Annotated in this window: 12 protein-coding genes; 8 read left to right on the top strand and 4 right to left on the bottom strand. The window is 60.3% G+C overall.

Annotated elements, in window-relative coordinates:
* Window positions 1–276: 276 nt before the first annotated feature.
* Together CP557_RS20625 and CP557_RS20620 are read left to right on the top strand one after the other, a co-directional pair.
* On the top strand, window positions 277–792 hold the full coding sequence (locus CP557_RS20625; protein WP_097381903.1) for a (2Fe-2S)-binding protein: 516 nt from the start codon (window positions 277–279) through the stop codon (window positions 790–792).
* A complete protein-coding gene (locus CP557_RS20620; protein WP_097381902.1) occupies window positions 792–3,230 on the top strand; it encodes a xanthine dehydrogenase family protein molybdopterin-binding subunit in 2,439 nt (812 codons plus the stop codon). Before CP557_RS20625 ends, CP557_RS20620 begins: the two co-directional genes overlap by 1 nt.
* Window positions 3,231–3,353: 123 nt before the next feature.
* On the opposite strand, the gene CP557_RS20615 is transcribed toward CP557_RS20620, so the two are convergent.
* Window positions 3,354–3,800: a universal stress protein gene (locus CP557_RS20615; protein WP_097381901.1), complete on the bottom strand. Its 447-nt coding sequence runs from the start codon at window positions 3,798–3,800 to the stop codon at window positions 3,354–3,356.
* A gap of 218 nt (window positions 3,801–4,018) precedes the next feature.
* Between CP557_RS20615 and ilvC the strand changes: the two genes are divergently transcribed.
* Both ilvC and CP557_RS20605 read left to right on the top strand, forming a co-directional pair.
* Window positions 4,019–5,023, top strand: coding sequence for a ketol-acid reductoisomerase (gene ilvC, locus CP557_RS20610; protein ID WP_097381900.1), 1,005 nt, complete (start codon window positions 4,019–4,021; stop codon window positions 5,021–5,023).
* 206 nt (window positions 5,024–5,229) lie between these two features.
* Complete coding sequence (locus CP557_RS20605; protein WP_097381899.1) at window positions 5,230–6,003, top strand: IclR family transcriptional regulator; 774 nt, start codon at window positions 5,230–5,232, stop codon at window positions 6,001–6,003.
* 612 nt (window positions 6,004–6,615) lie between these two features.
* Here the strand turns inward: CP557_RS20605 and CP557_RS20600 are convergent.
* The gene (locus tag CP557_RS20600) at window positions 6,616–7,719 is read right to left on the bottom strand and encodes a substrate-binding domain-containing protein (RefSeq protein ID WP_097381898.1); all 1,104 of its coding nucleotides are present in this window, start codon (window positions 7,717–7,719) and stop codon (window positions 6,616–6,618) included.
* Between the two features lie 671 nt (window positions 7,720–8,390).
* Between CP557_RS20600 and CP557_RS20595 the strand changes: the two genes are divergently transcribed.
* Entirely contained in the window at window positions 8,391–9,635 is a 1,245-nt protein-coding gene (locus tag CP557_RS20595; protein WP_097381897.1) for a M24 family metallopeptidase, read from the top strand.
* 30 nt (window positions 9,636–9,665) lie between these two features.
* Here the strand turns inward: CP557_RS20595 and CP557_RS20590 are convergent, their stop codons facing one another.
* Complete coding sequence (locus tag CP557_RS20590) at window positions 9,666–10,700, bottom strand: alcohol dehydrogenase catalytic domain-containing protein (RefSeq protein ID WP_169924428.1); 1,035 nt, start codon at window positions 10,698–10,700, stop codon at window positions 9,666–9,668.
* Window positions 10,701–10,784: 84 nt separating this feature from the next.
* Entirely contained in the window at window positions 10,785–11,978 is a 1,194-nt protein-coding gene (locus CP557_RS20585) for an acyl-CoA dehydrogenase family protein (RefSeq protein WP_097381895.1), read from the bottom strand.
* Window positions 11,979–12,463: 485 nt separating this feature from the next.
* Here CP557_RS20585 and CP557_RS20580 point away from each other — a divergent pair, with 485 nt between their 5' ends.
* The 3 genes from CP557_RS20580 to CP557_RS20570 all read left to right on the top strand — a co-directional run bounded on the left by CP557_RS20580 (window position 12,464) and on the right by CP557_RS20570 (window position 15,476).
* Window positions 12,464–13,936, top strand: coding sequence for a sodium:solute symporter family protein (locus tag CP557_RS20580; RefSeq protein ID WP_097381894.1), 1,473 nt, complete (start codon window positions 12,464–12,466; stop codon window positions 13,934–13,936).
* A gap of 2 nt (window positions 13,937–13,938) precedes the next feature.
* Window positions 13,939–14,514: a helix-turn-helix domain-containing protein gene (locus CP557_RS20575; protein ID WP_097381893.1), complete on the top strand. Its 576-nt coding sequence runs from the start codon at window positions 13,939–13,941 to the stop codon at window positions 14,512–14,514.
* A 191-nt stretch (window positions 14,515–14,705) separates the two neighbouring features.
* Window positions 14,706–15,476 carry an SDR family NAD(P)-dependent oxidoreductase gene (locus CP557_RS20570; RefSeq protein ID WP_097381892.1) on the top strand — a complete coding sequence of 257 codons (771 nt, stop codon included), beginning with the start codon at window positions 14,706–14,708 and terminating at the stop codon, window positions 15,474–15,476.
* The last annotated feature ends 72 nt before the right edge of the window (window positions 15,477–15,548 follow it).

Below are 15,548 nucleotides of genomic sequence, written 5' to 3'. Positions count from 1 at the left end.
GAAGGACGGTTGCGCTCGTGTCGTGATCCTCCCGGGGCAGTTCCAGCGAGGAGCACGCGGTCTTATGAAGCCGCGTGCGATACGCTTATTTGTGATGAGGAGCGACATAGGGTACACCGGGAATGAGAGTAACACACAAAGACGATGGTTCCCCTCGACCGACTCGCGGTTCCACACCCTCGGCGGAGGGCGGACATCGTCGGCCACCTATTCCCACGAGCGTGCTATCGAGACCGACCACGTTCGTTCGCCAATAAACGATACACCTACCAAACAATGACCACGGACAACGAGCCAGAAACAGCTGTGGAACAGCCACTTTCCGACATCGCAGTAACGATCAACGGTGAAGAACGAAGCGACACGGTCGAACCCAGACTGAAACTCTCGGATTACCTGCGGAACGCGTGTGGACTCAGCGGCGTCCGAGTCGGCTGTGAACACGGCGTCTGCGGCGCGTGTACGGTACTCGTCGACGGCGAACCGGTCAAATCCTGTCTCATGTACGGCGTGCAAGCCGACGGGAAAACGGTCGAAACCGTCGAAGGGCTCGCCGAAGACGGTAAACTCCACCCGATCCAGGAAGCGTTTCACGAGGAGTACGCGCTTCAGTGTGGGTTCTGTACCAGCGGCTTCGTCATGGCGACGAAAGCCCTCCTCGAGGAGAACCCCGATCCCGACGACGAGACCATCGAATCGGAGCTGAGCGGAAACCTCTGTCGCTGTACCGGCTACCAGCCGATCTACGACGCGGTCCACCGGGCGGCCGAAACGATCGAGGGTGACGAGTAATGTCCGAAAGCGCAGTCGACGGCCAACCCGTCACCGAACAGGAAGAATCGAAGTACACGGGCCAATCGATGCGGCGCGTCGAGGACTACGATATCTTGACCGGCAGAGTGGACTACGTTCACGATATCGAGCCCCCCGACTGCCTGCATATGGCACTCGCCCGGGCCCCACACGCCCACGCTGAGATCGAGTCGATCGACACGGCCGCCGCCGAGGCACACCCCAACTGCGAACTCGTCTTGACGGCCACCGATATCGAAGAACACTACGAACCGATGCCAGGTCGGCTCGGCTTCTCCGAGTGGGCGCTGGCGAACGACCGCGTTCGCTTCGCCGGCGAGCCGATCGCGCTCGTCGTCGCGAGCGACCGCTACGCCGCCGAGGACGCCGTGGATCTCATCAGAGCCGACTACACCCAACTCGATCCGGTCACCGACGTCGACTCGGCGTCGACCGACGAGGTGCTCCTCCACGAGGACCGCGGGACGAATCTCGCCGACGACGACGAGTTCCTGTTCGGCGACGTGGAAGAAACCTTCGCACAGGCGGATCACGTCATCGAGAGCGACTACTCGTGGGGTCGGATTTCGGGCGTGCCCCTCGAGACGGCCGGAACCGTCGCTGAGTACGATTCGGAGACCGACTCCTTCGACATCCACTGCAACCTCCAATTGTACACCTTCAACGGCGATCTCGTCTACGATTCGCTGGGCTACCCCGAGGAGAAGGTTCGGCTCCACGTCCCCGAGAACATCGGCGGCAGCTACGGCACGAAGATTTCCGCGGGCGCACGCTACTGTGCCCTCGCGGGGATGGCCAGCCACCAACTCGATCGACCGGTGAAGTTCGTCGAGGATCGCATCGAGTACCTGCAGGGCGGCGACGCACACTCCTGTGAGCGCGACTATCAGGTCCGGCTGGCGGTCGACGACGACGGCAGCATCGAGGGATTGGACATCTCGTTCCAGGACGACCTCGGCGCGTTCCCCCGCTACCCGCTGCCACAGGCGATGAAGCCCCAGTCCGTGCTCACCACCTCCTACGAGATCGATACCGTCCGATACGCGTACGAACTCCTGTTGACGAACAAAGTCCCACAGACCGCCTACCGCGGGTTCGGCGTCCAACAGCACACGTTCGCCCTCGAGATGGCTATCGACGAAGCGGCGCGGACGGTCGGGATGGATCCCACGGCGTTCCGGATGCAGAACCTCATCCCGCCCGAGGAGATGCCGTACAAACTGCCCTCGAAGAACATCTACGACTCAGGAGACTATCCCGCTGCCCTCAGGCGGATCGAGGAGATCGTCGACGAAAACGAGCGCTGCGAGGGCGGCCTCCTGGACCCGGAGATCGTCGAACAAAAACGGGAAGAGGGCAAGTACCGGGGGACCCAGCCGGCCGTCACCCTGGAACCCTCCGCCGGCGTCATCGACTACGCGACGCGGTTCGAAGCGAGCGACGAAGAGATCGCGAATCGCACGCGAGACGACGTCGCGGAGTTCCCCGAGCACCTCGCCGCGAACATCGACGAGGACGGCTCGTTGGTCGTCTCGCTGGCGACGAGCTCCGCCGGGCAGGGCCACCAGACGGTCCTCACGCAACTGATGGCCGACGAACTCGATATTTCGCCGTTCGATATCGACGTGAATTTCCTCAACAGTGCCGAGGCACCGAAGGACTTCGGCGCGGCGGCCTCCCGGATGGGGGTGATGCTCTCGGGTGCGGCGATCGGCCTCGGCGATGCGGTCATCGATACCCTCAAACAGGCCGCCGCCGAGCAGTGGGGCTGTGAGCCCGAGGACGTGCGCTACGAGTCGGGACGCGTCGAACGCATCGACGGGGACGACCAGCTCTCCCTATCCGATCTGCCGGCGACGACCGACAACGACGACCATCTCGCGACGTACGATTACACGAACCCCGCGCTCCAACTCGAGGAGTACGACGAGGCGCTGATCGAGCAGTTGCCGTCGTATCCGGCGACGGCCTACTGTGCCGACGCCCCCATCGTCGAGGTCGACATCGAGGACGGAACGGTCGACATCCTCAAGTACTACTCCCTGCACGACTGCGGGACGGTGTTGAACCCCGAGATCGTCGAAGGACAGGTCGAAGGGGCGATCGCCCACGGGATCGGTGGTGCGCTCCTCGAGGAGTTCGCATACGACGAGTCCGGCCAGCCACTGGCAGTGAGCATGTTCGACTATCTGCTCCCCTCGATCGAGAACATCCCGGAGATCGAACTCGAACACCGTGAGACGCCATCCCCGTTTACAGCCAGCGGGGCAAAGGGCGCGGGGGAAGGCGGCGTCATCTCGGCGTCGGCCGTGATCCCGACGTCGGTCAATGCGGCGCTCGAACCCCTCGGCGTGACCGTCGATTCGGTTCCCGTCACGCCCGATACGTTGCGGTCGAAGCTCCGCGACGAGGAGTAAGCGAAGCTCAGTCTCAGCGGTTGCCGGTTCGGGCCTTCGGCGTACCCGCTCGTCGAACGCAATGAGACGGGTCGGCGAAAAATCGGTCCGAGACAGGAACGGGATCTTGCGGGTGGGATCTTATTATTCTTGCCTGACAGTTACGACGGGCTGATCCGCATCGAGCAGTACTGACTGCGTCGTACTACCGAAGATAACCTTTCCAACGGGCGTGCGCTGACGGCCACCGACGACCAGGTATCGAGCGTCCTCCGCGTTCGCCTCGTTGACGATTTGTTCTTCGGGTTCGCCGGATCGGCCACGCGGCACTGCAGAAGAGCCGTTTCCGAGCGTCCGGTTGCGGACTTTGGTCGCGATTTCCATGGCGTGGTCGGCTCGGTTGTACTCCTCGCCCTGCGTGTCGCCGCTGTACGTATACGCGCCCGAATCCAGGGGGAGTTCTTCGCTTTCACCCTCCTCGAGGACGTGTAACACGATGAGCTCGTCGTCGTATGCGTCCGCGAGATCAGCGGCGACTTCGACGACTCGATCGGGAGCGTTCTTAGCGTCAGTAGCTGCCAGTATCGTCATATCGATGGGAAGGGCGTATGGTCACTTAAATCCACCTACCACTCCTGCCGACTGGTGACGACAACCGCGAAGATTGCGTGGGGAGCATTCGACCGAGCTACCGGTGTGCCGGTGGCGGGTTAGAGATATATGTCTCTCCGCTTCCCTTTGCCAAGTGTCAGTACCGTAATGCGGGAGCGAAACTTATTTACAAGCGGGTTAGAGAGTGACTCACGAACATGGCCGATAACTTCAGCTCTACAGTGTACCATGAACAGGACGCCGACGCGGCGGCGCTCGACGACGAGACGGTTGCCGTTCTCGGATACGGTAGCCAGGGCCACGCACACGCGTTGAACCTCTACGACAGCGGCGTCGACGTCGTCGTCGGACTGCGGGAAGGCTCCGCCTCCTGGGAGGCAGCGGAAGACGAGGGGCTCGACGTTCGAACGGTCCCCGAAGCGGCAAAAGCCGGAGACATCGTTTCGATTCTCGTTCCCGACCGCGCGCATATCCCGGTTTACAACCAGGTCGAAGACCACCTCGAGGCGGGAGATACGCTCCAGTTCGCACACGGCTTCAGTATCCATTACTCCCAGATCGAGCCGCCAGCGGACGTCAACGTGACGATGGTCGCGCCGAAGAGTCCGGGGCACCTGGTACGGCGGAACTACAACCGTGATCAGGGAACACCGGGACTCCTCGCCGTGTATCAGAACGTGACCGGTGACGCTGAAACGAAAGCGCTGACCTACGCCCAGAAGATCGGCTGTGCTCGTGCCGGAGTCATCAAAACGACGTTCCAAGAAGAAGTCGAATCAGATCTCTTCGGCGAACAGGCCGTCCTCTGTGGGGGCGTTACCGAACTCATCAAGCTCGGATTCGAAACCCTCGTCGAGAACGGGTACAGTCCCGAAATCGCGTACTTCGAGTGTCTGAACGAACTCAAACTCATCGTCGATCTCATTTACGAAGGCGGACTGGAGAACATGTGGCATTCCGTCTCGGATACCGCGGAATTCGGCGGATTGGAAGAGGGACGACATATCGTCGACGATCAGGTCCGGGAGAACATGCAAGAGGCGCTCGAACGGGTACAAACCGGCGAGTTCGCCCGAAAGTGGATTTCGGAGAACCAGTGTGGACGGCCGTCGTATCACCAGCTTCGCCGTGCTGACTCCGAGCATCAGATCGAGTCCGTCGGCGAGGATCTCCGGGGCCTGTACGACTGGAACGACCAGTAAATAGGACGCGTTCGATTATCCGGACACCGATTGGTCGGATAAGTCACTGATTCCGCGTACTCATCTGATTTGCGGGTCCAAGCGCGGTTTTATCGCTTCGTCCGACAGTAATATCTCGTTACCCATCATTTCGAAATGGTATCCCATCGGTCGGAGTCCCGCTATCCGAAACATTGATGTGAAATGCCATACCAGGAAAGGGTACGATGGAAAGCGATACCGAGAGCCAAGATCGGATCAAAACGACGGAGCGAATTTTCCAAATCGTCGAATTACTGATGCGGGAAGATGGACTTTCGTTTACCGAAGTCGCCAACCATCTCGATCTCTCCAGAAGTTCCGCGTATCGCCACCTCACGTCGTTAGAACGACAGGGATACGTAATAAAAGAATCAGAGAAATATTATCCCGGCATGCAGTTCCTCGATGTCGGAGAGTACGTCAGAACTCGCAAATCGGTATACGAGATGATAGAGCCGAAAATAGAAAAACTCGCAGAGAGGACCGACGAGCGTGCCGAATTCATCGTCGAAGAACACGGAACCGGCATCTTCGTGCACCGAGAGGTGGGAGAAAACGCCGTCCACACGAATACGCGGATCGGCCGTTCGATACCGCTGCACGCCTCCGCAGCCGGAAAAGCGATCCTGGCACACTATCCAACACAGCGAGTCGAAGAAATCGTCGAATCACAGGGTCTCGAGGAGTTGACGCAGCACACGATTACCGATGCCGACGAGCTACTGGACGAATTAACCGAAATCCGGGAGACATCGATCGCGTACAACGACCAGGAACTCATCGAAGGTCTTCGTGCAGTCGGCGTCCCCATACTCGACGGCGACGACGTTATCGGTGGCATAAGCATCACCGGGCCGACGAGCCGTTTCCAGGGCGAGAAACTGAAGAACGAGTACCCCGACCTCCTGCTCGGCGTCGCGAACGAACTCGAGTTGAATATCGCGTTTCGTGACGAGTAAGACGCGGTCGGCGGAACGTATAAAATCTTGTTAACAATAGCCATTTACACACTTATGGATGTAAATAAGAAAGCTGCCTGACTGGATCGTGCACGAGTGGCGGGGATCGACGGAAGAGTGTCAAGCAGTCCCGACGGCGGTACAAGGATCCCGCGACACGCGCTTCGTGGCTCAGCCAGAGCACACGGTCCCGAAATACGGGAGTCAACTGTACGAAGTCGATAGCAATCGCGCAGATCGACCCATTTGGAGTATCGAACCCCCCTCCGGAGTCGGATACAGATGGACAGTCCTTCGCAGCTCGAACTAGCACAGTGGTCGTCAGGAAGCCACGATCGGTCCAGTATACTAGCCGATACGAAAAACACTCACGGTTGAGATGGGTGGCCGAGTGTGAACCGAACGCCCCGTTAGCGTGTTCAAGCCATCTTCGAGCGAAACCCGACCAACGGGTATCCCTCCACCGAGACGGACAGGCTCGTCTGCCAGCGACCCATCGACATGGCGGCGCTACTGGAAATCAACGGGAGCTCGTTCACCGGGAACTCCCCCGTGGAATCCGTGACGAATCTCATTCGACGACGGGGGGTGACATCGGACGGTACCACCCGGTCACTGCTCTACTTTCTCAAAGGAGACGTACTCCTTCCAATCGGATGGGACCATGCCGCGCTCCGCAACCGATTCGAGGAAACTTATCTGACCAGCAACGTACTCGTCGGTCATGTAGCCGCTTTCGTGGACAGCAGACGTCGAGAGGGCGTATGGGACGTCCTGATTACCGAGCCCCCATTCCATGGCGTATTCACCCCCCTCCATCGTTCGACAGCCGAGGTCGGTGAGATCGTCCTCGGTTTCGAGCGCGTCGCTACCGGTTTCGTGCAACCACCGCAATCCTTCGTCCCACGTGTCGACCATGGCCTGTACCGCCTCGGCGTTCTCGTCGAAGAACGATTGACTGACCGTTACGTTGGTGAGCGATGGGACGTAGCCGATCTGTTCGTTCGACCACGACGGATACTGCAGAATCGGTTTGATATCCTCGTCTAACACCAGTTGGCCAGCGCCGTGCATCGGGCTCAAGAGACCGACATCCGCCGTTCCGTCGGCGATCAACGTCGGAATCGCAGTGAGCTCTGCGGTGACGACGTTGAAGTCGCCGTTCTCTTCGAACGCATACCCGTATTCGTCCATCGCGATTCGTGCCGGTGGAATCGTCCCACTCCCCCAGCCATCGATGAGGAACTCCGTGTTATCGCTGATGATCTTGTCAACAGCCGCCTGTTTGCTGCCGGCTTCGTCAGGATCGTACGGGGTTCCGGGACGGGTCCAAATACCGAGGAAGTTCGTCGTCAGTTGCCCCGAAACGACCGTTTCCATCTCCTGTTGCGATCCGAGTCGAGCCATCTCGAGGCCGGCGAGGTGGCTGATGTCAGCTTGCCCCGCCGCGAACAAGGGTGCGCCGTCCCACGTGTACTGAAGATCCTCGATCTCGTAGCCGGCTTCCTCGAGATTGTTACTCAGAACGTTTTCCGACTCCAGATGTTTCATCATCACGACCCAGTACCCGGAGGCGGGGACGGTGATAGTGAGGCCGGTGTTACCGTTGCTGGTTCCGTTTCCGCCACCGGTACAGCCGGCGAGCGCGCTCGCGACTCCGATACTCGATGCTTTGAGGACCCGTCGCCGCGACAGGCGTGAGTGGCGTTGTGCCATCGCTACGATAGCTTTGCCGAGGATATATAAAATTTGGTGTATAATAGGCAAATAGGATTGTAGGATATAATAATACACAATAATATTCAACAAGGACCCCGTGATAAAACGGAACCATATCGGGGGGCGTAATAACTGTTTCAATGAGCTGGTGAGACGGGTTCAACCGGCGTGGAAGAGAGTTGGTCTAGTAGCCACTGCAACCATTTGTACACCGATCGCAACGCTATCGTGCGATCAGATGTGCGATGATGTGCAGGGGTCACGATACGCCTCGCGAACCAGTGGACGACGATTCGGCTCCGACCGCCCGATAGGGACTGAAGATACAGACAGAGATGACAAGAAGAGTCGACCGCATCGCTGAGGTCGTTATCGGACACCGAAGTTTCTACAGTATCACCAAGAACCCGGAGGCCACAACCGTAATCGTGCGTGTCTCACTGAGCGAACTCCCTTGCCCAGTACAGCCTGCGAGCGCGCCGCACTTCCGCGGTTTCGATGGAGTCCGTCGTCGCGATGGCCGCGATTGAGTCACTACTATCGGTAGAGCAATTTCTCCAATAAATGTGAATGCAATCGTTTCGGCGAAAGTGTTCGTATCTAGTAGTGTACCTCCTTCAATTGACCCATAATTATTTAAATTTCCTCGAGAGATCCGAGATCGACCGATGATCGAAAACCGACTGGTTACGCCGAACAGCCGTACTGAACAGTATCCCCGGTTCTCCGAGGAGGAGTACGAACGTCGCTACGACAACGTCCGAGCGTGGATGGATTCCCAGGATCTCGACGTCCTGTTGATCTACGGGAACGGCGGGTTGCTCGGCGGAAACAGCACCAATATCCATTACCTCTCCAACTACTCGGGGATGTTCATGACGTACCTGGTGTTCTTTGCCGATCCCGACAAATCGCCGACGCTCTACTGTGGGCTGAGTAACCACCTCCAGTTCCTCGCAGAGATTTCGGTCGTCAACGACATCCGCCTGCTGATACCGGATCCACCGAAACAACTCGCCGACCGAGTGGACGAAGCCGGTCTCTCACAGGGGAACACCGGTATCGTCTCACTCGATCCCCGGTACGAGTACTCGGTTCCCCACGACCATCACGTGGAACTCCAATCGCGTCTCGAGGGGGAACTCAGAGACGTCACTGGCAGCTTCGTCAACGAGGTCCACTCGGTCAAGTCCGACGAGGAGATCGAGTGGATCGAAGACGCAGCGCGCTACTGTGATCTCGGGATGGAAGCACTCGCCGAGGCCGCAGAACCGGGCGTCACGGAATACGAACTCGAAGCGGCACTGAAAAACGCGTACCTCAAAGAGGGAGGCGAAGCGAGTTTTACGTTTATCAACTCCGCACCGATGGCGGGAGCCGAGCCCGGTGCGGCGATCACGTGGAAGGAACCGTCCTCCCGAACGGTCGAACGCGGCGATATCATCTCCACGGAATTTAGCGCGTCCCACCACGGCTACTCGAGCCAGATTCACCGGCCGATCGCCGTTGGACAACCGCCGACCGACGAGTACCAGGAGATGTGGGAGCTCGCCCTCGAGACGTACGAAAACATGCTCGACGCGCTGAAACCGGGGAACACCGCTCGGGACGTCGCCGACGCAACCGCGCCGATCGAGAACTCGGCGTACAAGACCTACGACGTAATGCTTCACGGATTCGGTAACGCCTACATCCATCCGTTCATCGGGACACCGTCCTCGAACTACTGGCCGGGAGGCGACGATCCGCTGACCGAAGCGTGGGAGTTCAAAGAGAACATGACCGTCGTCATCCAGCCGAATCTCACCACCGAGGACGAGACGAAGTGTTTCCAGCTCGGGACGGCCGTCGTCATCCGGGAGGACGGGGCCGAGGTCCTCCAGGAGTATCCGGTCGAATTCGTCCAGTCGTAGGGCCGATTGCCGGACGAGACTCGACTACTGTCAGAGAACGACTGCACCGCGACCGATCACGTCTCCAGCCCGAATCCGATCGAGCAACTGCGGGACCTCCGAGAGCGAGGCGGTCTCCGTCACGATCGGTTCGATATCGCCGTTGGCGACGAGTGTCGCTGAACGACGGAGTTCGTACTTCGAACAGTATCGGCTGCCGACGACCGCCGTCTCGCCGAACACCTGCTCTCGGGGCGAGAGGTCGATCGACCGGCCGGGAAACGTCGTGAGATTGACGAGGCGGCCACGGGCCGCGAGAGACGAGTGGGCGACCTCGAGCAGATCGGTTGCGCCGGTGAAATCGACGACTGCGTCGTACGTCGTTCCGATCGTCTCGAGTGCATCCTCGAGTGAGTCCGTGGCAGTGTTGACGACGCGTTCCGCACCGAGCTCGCGACAGCACTCGAGTTTCGACCGGGTCCGGTCGACCGCCGTCACTGACGCGCCGAACAGTTGTGCCATCTGGACGAGGTGGATTCCGACGCCGCCGCCCGCACCCAGTATCAGGACCTCACCGCCCGGATCGACGTCGGCTCGCTGGTTCATGACGTGATAGGAGGTCGCGATCGCATCCGGAATCACGGTCGCCCCGACCGGATTCAGCGTGTCCGGGATTTCGATCGCGTTCCTCGCCGGCAAAGCCGCGTATTCGGCGAACCCGCCGTCGACATCGACGCTGACGAAGCCATCGAGATTCGCACACAACGAGTCGGCCCCGCGGAGACAGGCGTCGCAGCGGCCACAGCTCAGGTAGAAGTACGCCGCGACCAGGTCGCCCTCCTCGAGTCCGGTCACACCGCTCCCGGCGTCGGCCACCCGACCGACGATCTCGTGACCCGGAATCCGGGGGAGATCCGCCGGATCGTCCCCGAGGTCGCCCTCGATCACGTTCGCGACCGTCAGTCCGACGCTGGTCGCGTCGACGTCGATCAGTACCTCGCCCTCGCCGGGGTCGGGCCGTGCTCGCTCGGCCCGCTCGAGATCGCCGCCCCATTCCGAGATCTGTAAGCAGTCCATCGCCGACATACGATCAACCGGACGTTCAGCGAACATAATAGTATCGTCGCCGCCGGCTCATCGGGAGTGAGCGCCAACGGATCAGGGCGAAGACTACGTCGACATGTGGTCGAGGATGTTCTCGCGGTGGCCCTCCTGTGTGCCGTCGGAGTGCTGGAAAGAGAGTGCATCGCGGTGGTACTTCTGGATCGGCGTCTCGAGCATGATGCCGCTGCCGCCGAACTTCGTCAGCGCGCGTTCCGTGACGTCGACGGCGGTGTCGGCTGCGAAGACCTTCGCCATGTGGCCGTGCTCGTGATCGTAGCTCTCCCCCTGTTCGTCGACGGCACGAGCGGCGGTCCACAGCAGGGATCGGGCCGCCTGAATCTCGGTCGCCATCTGTGCGAAGTCGTGGCCGATCACCTGGTGTTCGACGATCGGTTTGCCACCCTGGGTTCGCTGGTTGGCGTACTCCCAGGCGTCCTCGAACGCTCTCCGAGCGACGCCGAGAACGGACGCACCCGCCTCGATGTGGCTCTCCTTCAGGACTTCGCCGGTGCGTGTCTTCCCACGGTCGACCTCGCCGAGGACGTGTTCCTCGGGAACGCGTACGTCGTTGAACTCGAGGGTCGCATTGTTGACGATCCGTTGGGAAATCTTCTCGTGGATGTGGGTCACCTCGAAGCCCTCGGTGTCGTGGGGGACCAGGAACGCGGTCGTCCCGTCCTTGGCCGGCGCGTTCGGGTCGGTCTGGGCGAACACGACGTAGGTCTTGGCGTCTGCACCGTTCGAGATGTAGTGTTTGTGGCCGTTGATGACCCACTCGTCGCCGTCCGTTTCGGCCGTGGTATCGAATTGCATCCCCTCGTAATCGACGATGTAATTGGTTCCGTTCGCTGGTTCGGTGAAGGTAACTGCAAGTATATGACGGGGATCGTCGATGAAGTCCTCGAAAAACCGCTCCCGGAGGTCGTCGTCCGCCATCTCCGCGATGATGCGCGAGATCTTCCACGTCTGGTCGAACAGCACCGCAAGTCCCAGGTCGCCGACGGCGATTTCCTCGACGGCCATCGTGAGCGTCAATGCCGAGGCGCCCATACCCCCGTACTCCACCGGGGCGGCGAGGTTCTTCAACCCCATCTCGCCGGCCGCATCGACGACATCCCACGGCGTCCGTTCGTGTGGATCGTCCCGCCACTCGTACTCGTTGAGGTCGAGTGGCTTTATTTCGTTGTCGACGAATCGTCGGATCTCGCTACGGAGCTGCTGCTGGGTCTCAGTCAGCTCGAAGGATGGAACTAGGTCCATAACGGTGGTTCCGAATCAACTATTAAATATTTTTGCGATAGTACCGGTCCACCCGTCGACTACAGGGTCGGCGGGGATCAGATCGCCGGATTCGACCCTGCAGTACGGGCGTGGACCGCCACTAGAGACCGGTTCGGTTCCGTTCAGAGTCCGACATCTGCATCCATCCCGAACCTGATGCTCTTTACCCGTGTGAACTCCCCCGTCGTCTCCTCGAAGCCGCGCTTTCGAAACGCGCATCGATCGGGATCCCGCCGATGTACTGTTGCCAGTCGTCGTGCATCCGGGTGATTCTAGGGACGAGCTAGGTATTAGGTACTTCCCTGACGCGCTTGTCGAAGACGGATGCCTCCCACGAACAGTAGCGAGCCGCTAAAGTACGGATTCGGGACGCGTAACGATAAGCCGATCCTATTTATTTCAGAAAAGAATGTACTATACAGTTACACAAATTTTATAACTGAATATGTTAGTGGGTGTGGTGTATGGTAGCACAAGGGTTAGTATACGCCAGTATGGTCGGTGCGTACCTAATAATCATCATGGGGTTAGCCGTCTATATCGCCACGAGGTGGATAGACGACCCCGGCGATTTCATGCTCGCCGGTCGCGAAATCGGCTCGTGGGCGTCGGGGTTCGCCTTGTTGGCGATCCTGATGTCAGGTGGCTTCGTCCCGGCTATCGTCCTGCATGGGTACCTGTACGGTGTCGGTGGCGCGTGGTTCTTCTGGGGATGGACGATCGGTCAGGCACTGGTGTTCCTCACCTACGCGACGTTCTGGCGTCGCTCGGGTGCGTACACGCCGGCTGAGTACTTCGAATTCGGCTACGGCGTGTCGGGCCGACTGGCCGTCCTATTGGCGTCGATCGTCGCGATGCTCATGATCGCGGCGTTCCAGTTCGTCGGGGCAGGGGCGCTCGTCGCCGGTTTGATGGGAGTCGACCTCTTTACCGCCGTCGTCGGCGTGGGCGGGATTACGATCGGCTACACGCTGCTGTCGGGCATGTGGGGGATCACGATATCGGACTTCATTCAGGCGATCTGGGTGATGGTTTCGGTCTTCATCCTGATCCCGGTGTACCTGTTCATGAACCACGGGATGCCGAGCGCGGCGGCACCCGATATCAGCGCCCAGATGATGCAGTGGCCGTTCGGATCGATGGCGGTCGCCAGCTTCGCCGGTGGGACGGTGATCAGCATCGTCTGGCAGAACTGGCTCCTGGCGAATTCGCCGTACTACTGGGTCCGTGCGAGCGCGACGCGGAGCGAGAAAGCGCTCAGACGGGGGTACATGATCGCCATCGTCTTCTCCGCGTTCATCGCGGTCTCGGGCGCGTTCATCGGACTGTGGGCGCAGATGCTCACGAACCCCGACGCGGCCGATCAGGCGTTCGGGACGTTGTTGGCCGACGAGGTTCCGGTCTGGCTCGGCGGGCTCGCTGCGAGCGGCGTCATCGCGGCAACGATGAGTACGGCGGACGCGGTCTATCAGGGAATCGTCAACACGGTCGTCCGCGACTACGTCCAGCGGTTCACGTCCATCAACGACCGTGAGCGGTTGCTACTGGTCGGGCGATTGGTCGTCGTCGTGGCCGGGTTCCTGACCGTCGTCATCGCACTGGCCTATCCCGGACAGCTCGGTGCGATGATCGCGTTCGCGTTCGCGTTCGTGGCACCGATCTTCGTCCTGAACTTCGACGCGTGGCTCATCCGGTACGGGACGAAGGAAGCCGCCGTGATCACGGTTCTCGTGATCATTCCGCTTGTCACGTACTGGGAGTTCTACAGCCCCTACATCGAAGCCGTCAACACCCTCTGGGTCGCCGGCGCCGTCTCGTTCGTGATGTTTTATGGCATCAGCACGCTCGTCCGAGTAACCGGACCGTGGTGGTCCGATTCCGTCGACAACCTCGGCGATCAACTCAGTGCCGATATCTGGAGACAGGGAGGTGACTAACGATGGCACACGGAAACTCCTCGAGTCTGGCAGCACAGGAAGAAATAGAGAACACGGTGCTTGACGCCGTCCAGAAGGGGCTCACGCGAGTCAGCGACCTGGTCAGCTACTGCGGGCCAGAACTGGTCGACGTCAACATCGGCGCGAACAACCGGGAGCTGGACGTTCCACAGGTGAGCAGAGCGATAGAGAACATGGTCCAACGGGGGCTCTTGGAACGCCAGGGGAAACGCGGTCTCGACCAACTCCAGGTCCGGCTCACGGAAGAAGGGAGGGCGACCGCACCGCCGGTAACGGAACGCGAAGCGGCGCTCATGTCGAGCTACGGTGTGAGTCCGACCGCGTTGCAACTGCTCGCGAACATCAGGACCTACGAGAGCCGAAACGGGAAGCTGCCGACGATCACCCAGCTCAGGGACGACTCCCATCTGGACCTCGTCACGTACCAGATTCAACCGCTCTACTCACAGCTGTTGAGCGCCGGCTTGGCCGACGACAAGGGGCTGTTCCGGTTCAGGATCAGGCCAAACGAGGCGGGCGAAACGGCGATCGACGAATTCGAGGATCTCCTCGAGTAAACGGCGGGCCACGTCCACCACTCCCTATCGGGGACCACGGCTGATCGACAGGGAACGGGCCGTCGCCGGCCGAGTTGACAGCGGGTCAACTCCACGGCGTGTGCGAGACAGTAATACAGGTCCGACGGGGAGTCCCTCGAGGGCGGGGAACACCAATACTATTTTACTCAGTGCGATCAACTATCCGCGCAATGCTCGAGGACGTAACGGCGGTCGTAACCGGTGCGAGTCAGGGAATCGGTCGAGAGATCGCGATTACGATGGCGGACCACGGCGCAAACGTCGTTCTCGCTGCCCGAAGCGACGGAATCTACGAGACGGAAGACGAGATCGAATCGCGTGCGACGCTCGCGGTGGAAGTCGACGTCACCGACGAGGACTCGGTCGTCGACGGCATCGAGGCGGCCGTCGACGAGTTCGGCGGGATCGACTGCCTGGTCAACAACGCCGGCATCGCCGGACCGACGGCGCCGATCGAGGAGGTCACGCTCGAGGAGTGGCGGGAGACGATGAGCGTCAACGTCGACGGGATGTTTCTGATGACGAAGTACGCGGCCCCTCACCTGCGAGAGAGCGACAGGGGGAGCGTGATCAACCTCTCCTCGATCAGCGGCAAGCGGCCGCTCCGAAATCGGACGCCGTACACCGCATCGAAGATGGCCGTGATCGGGTTGACCCGAACGCTGGCCGTCGAGTTCGGTGACGACGACGTCACCGTCAACGCGATCTGTCCGGGAGCAACCAAGGGGCCACGGATCGACTCGGTGATCGAGGAACAAGCCGACTCCCTCGACGTCAGCTTCGAGGAAGCGAAAGCACAGTTGTTCACCGACGAGGCCGCGCTCGGGAAACTCGTCGATGCGAGCGATATCGCCGACGCAGCCTCGTTTCTCGCCAGCGAGAACGCGCGCTCGATAACGGCACAGGACCTCAACGTCGATGGCGGAACGGTCTGGTACTGAGTGACGGCGCGACGAATCAGTCCGCGCCCGGGACGGAATCAAAGGGAGGAGGGGGATTCGGTTCTGGGCGGC

This window comes from Natrinema ejinorense (assembly GCF_002494345.1).
GTDB lineage: Archaea > Halobacteriota > Halobacteria > Halobacteriales > Natrialbaceae > Natrinema > Natrinema longum.
This window is presented reverse-complemented; position numbering and strand designations above follow the sequence as displayed.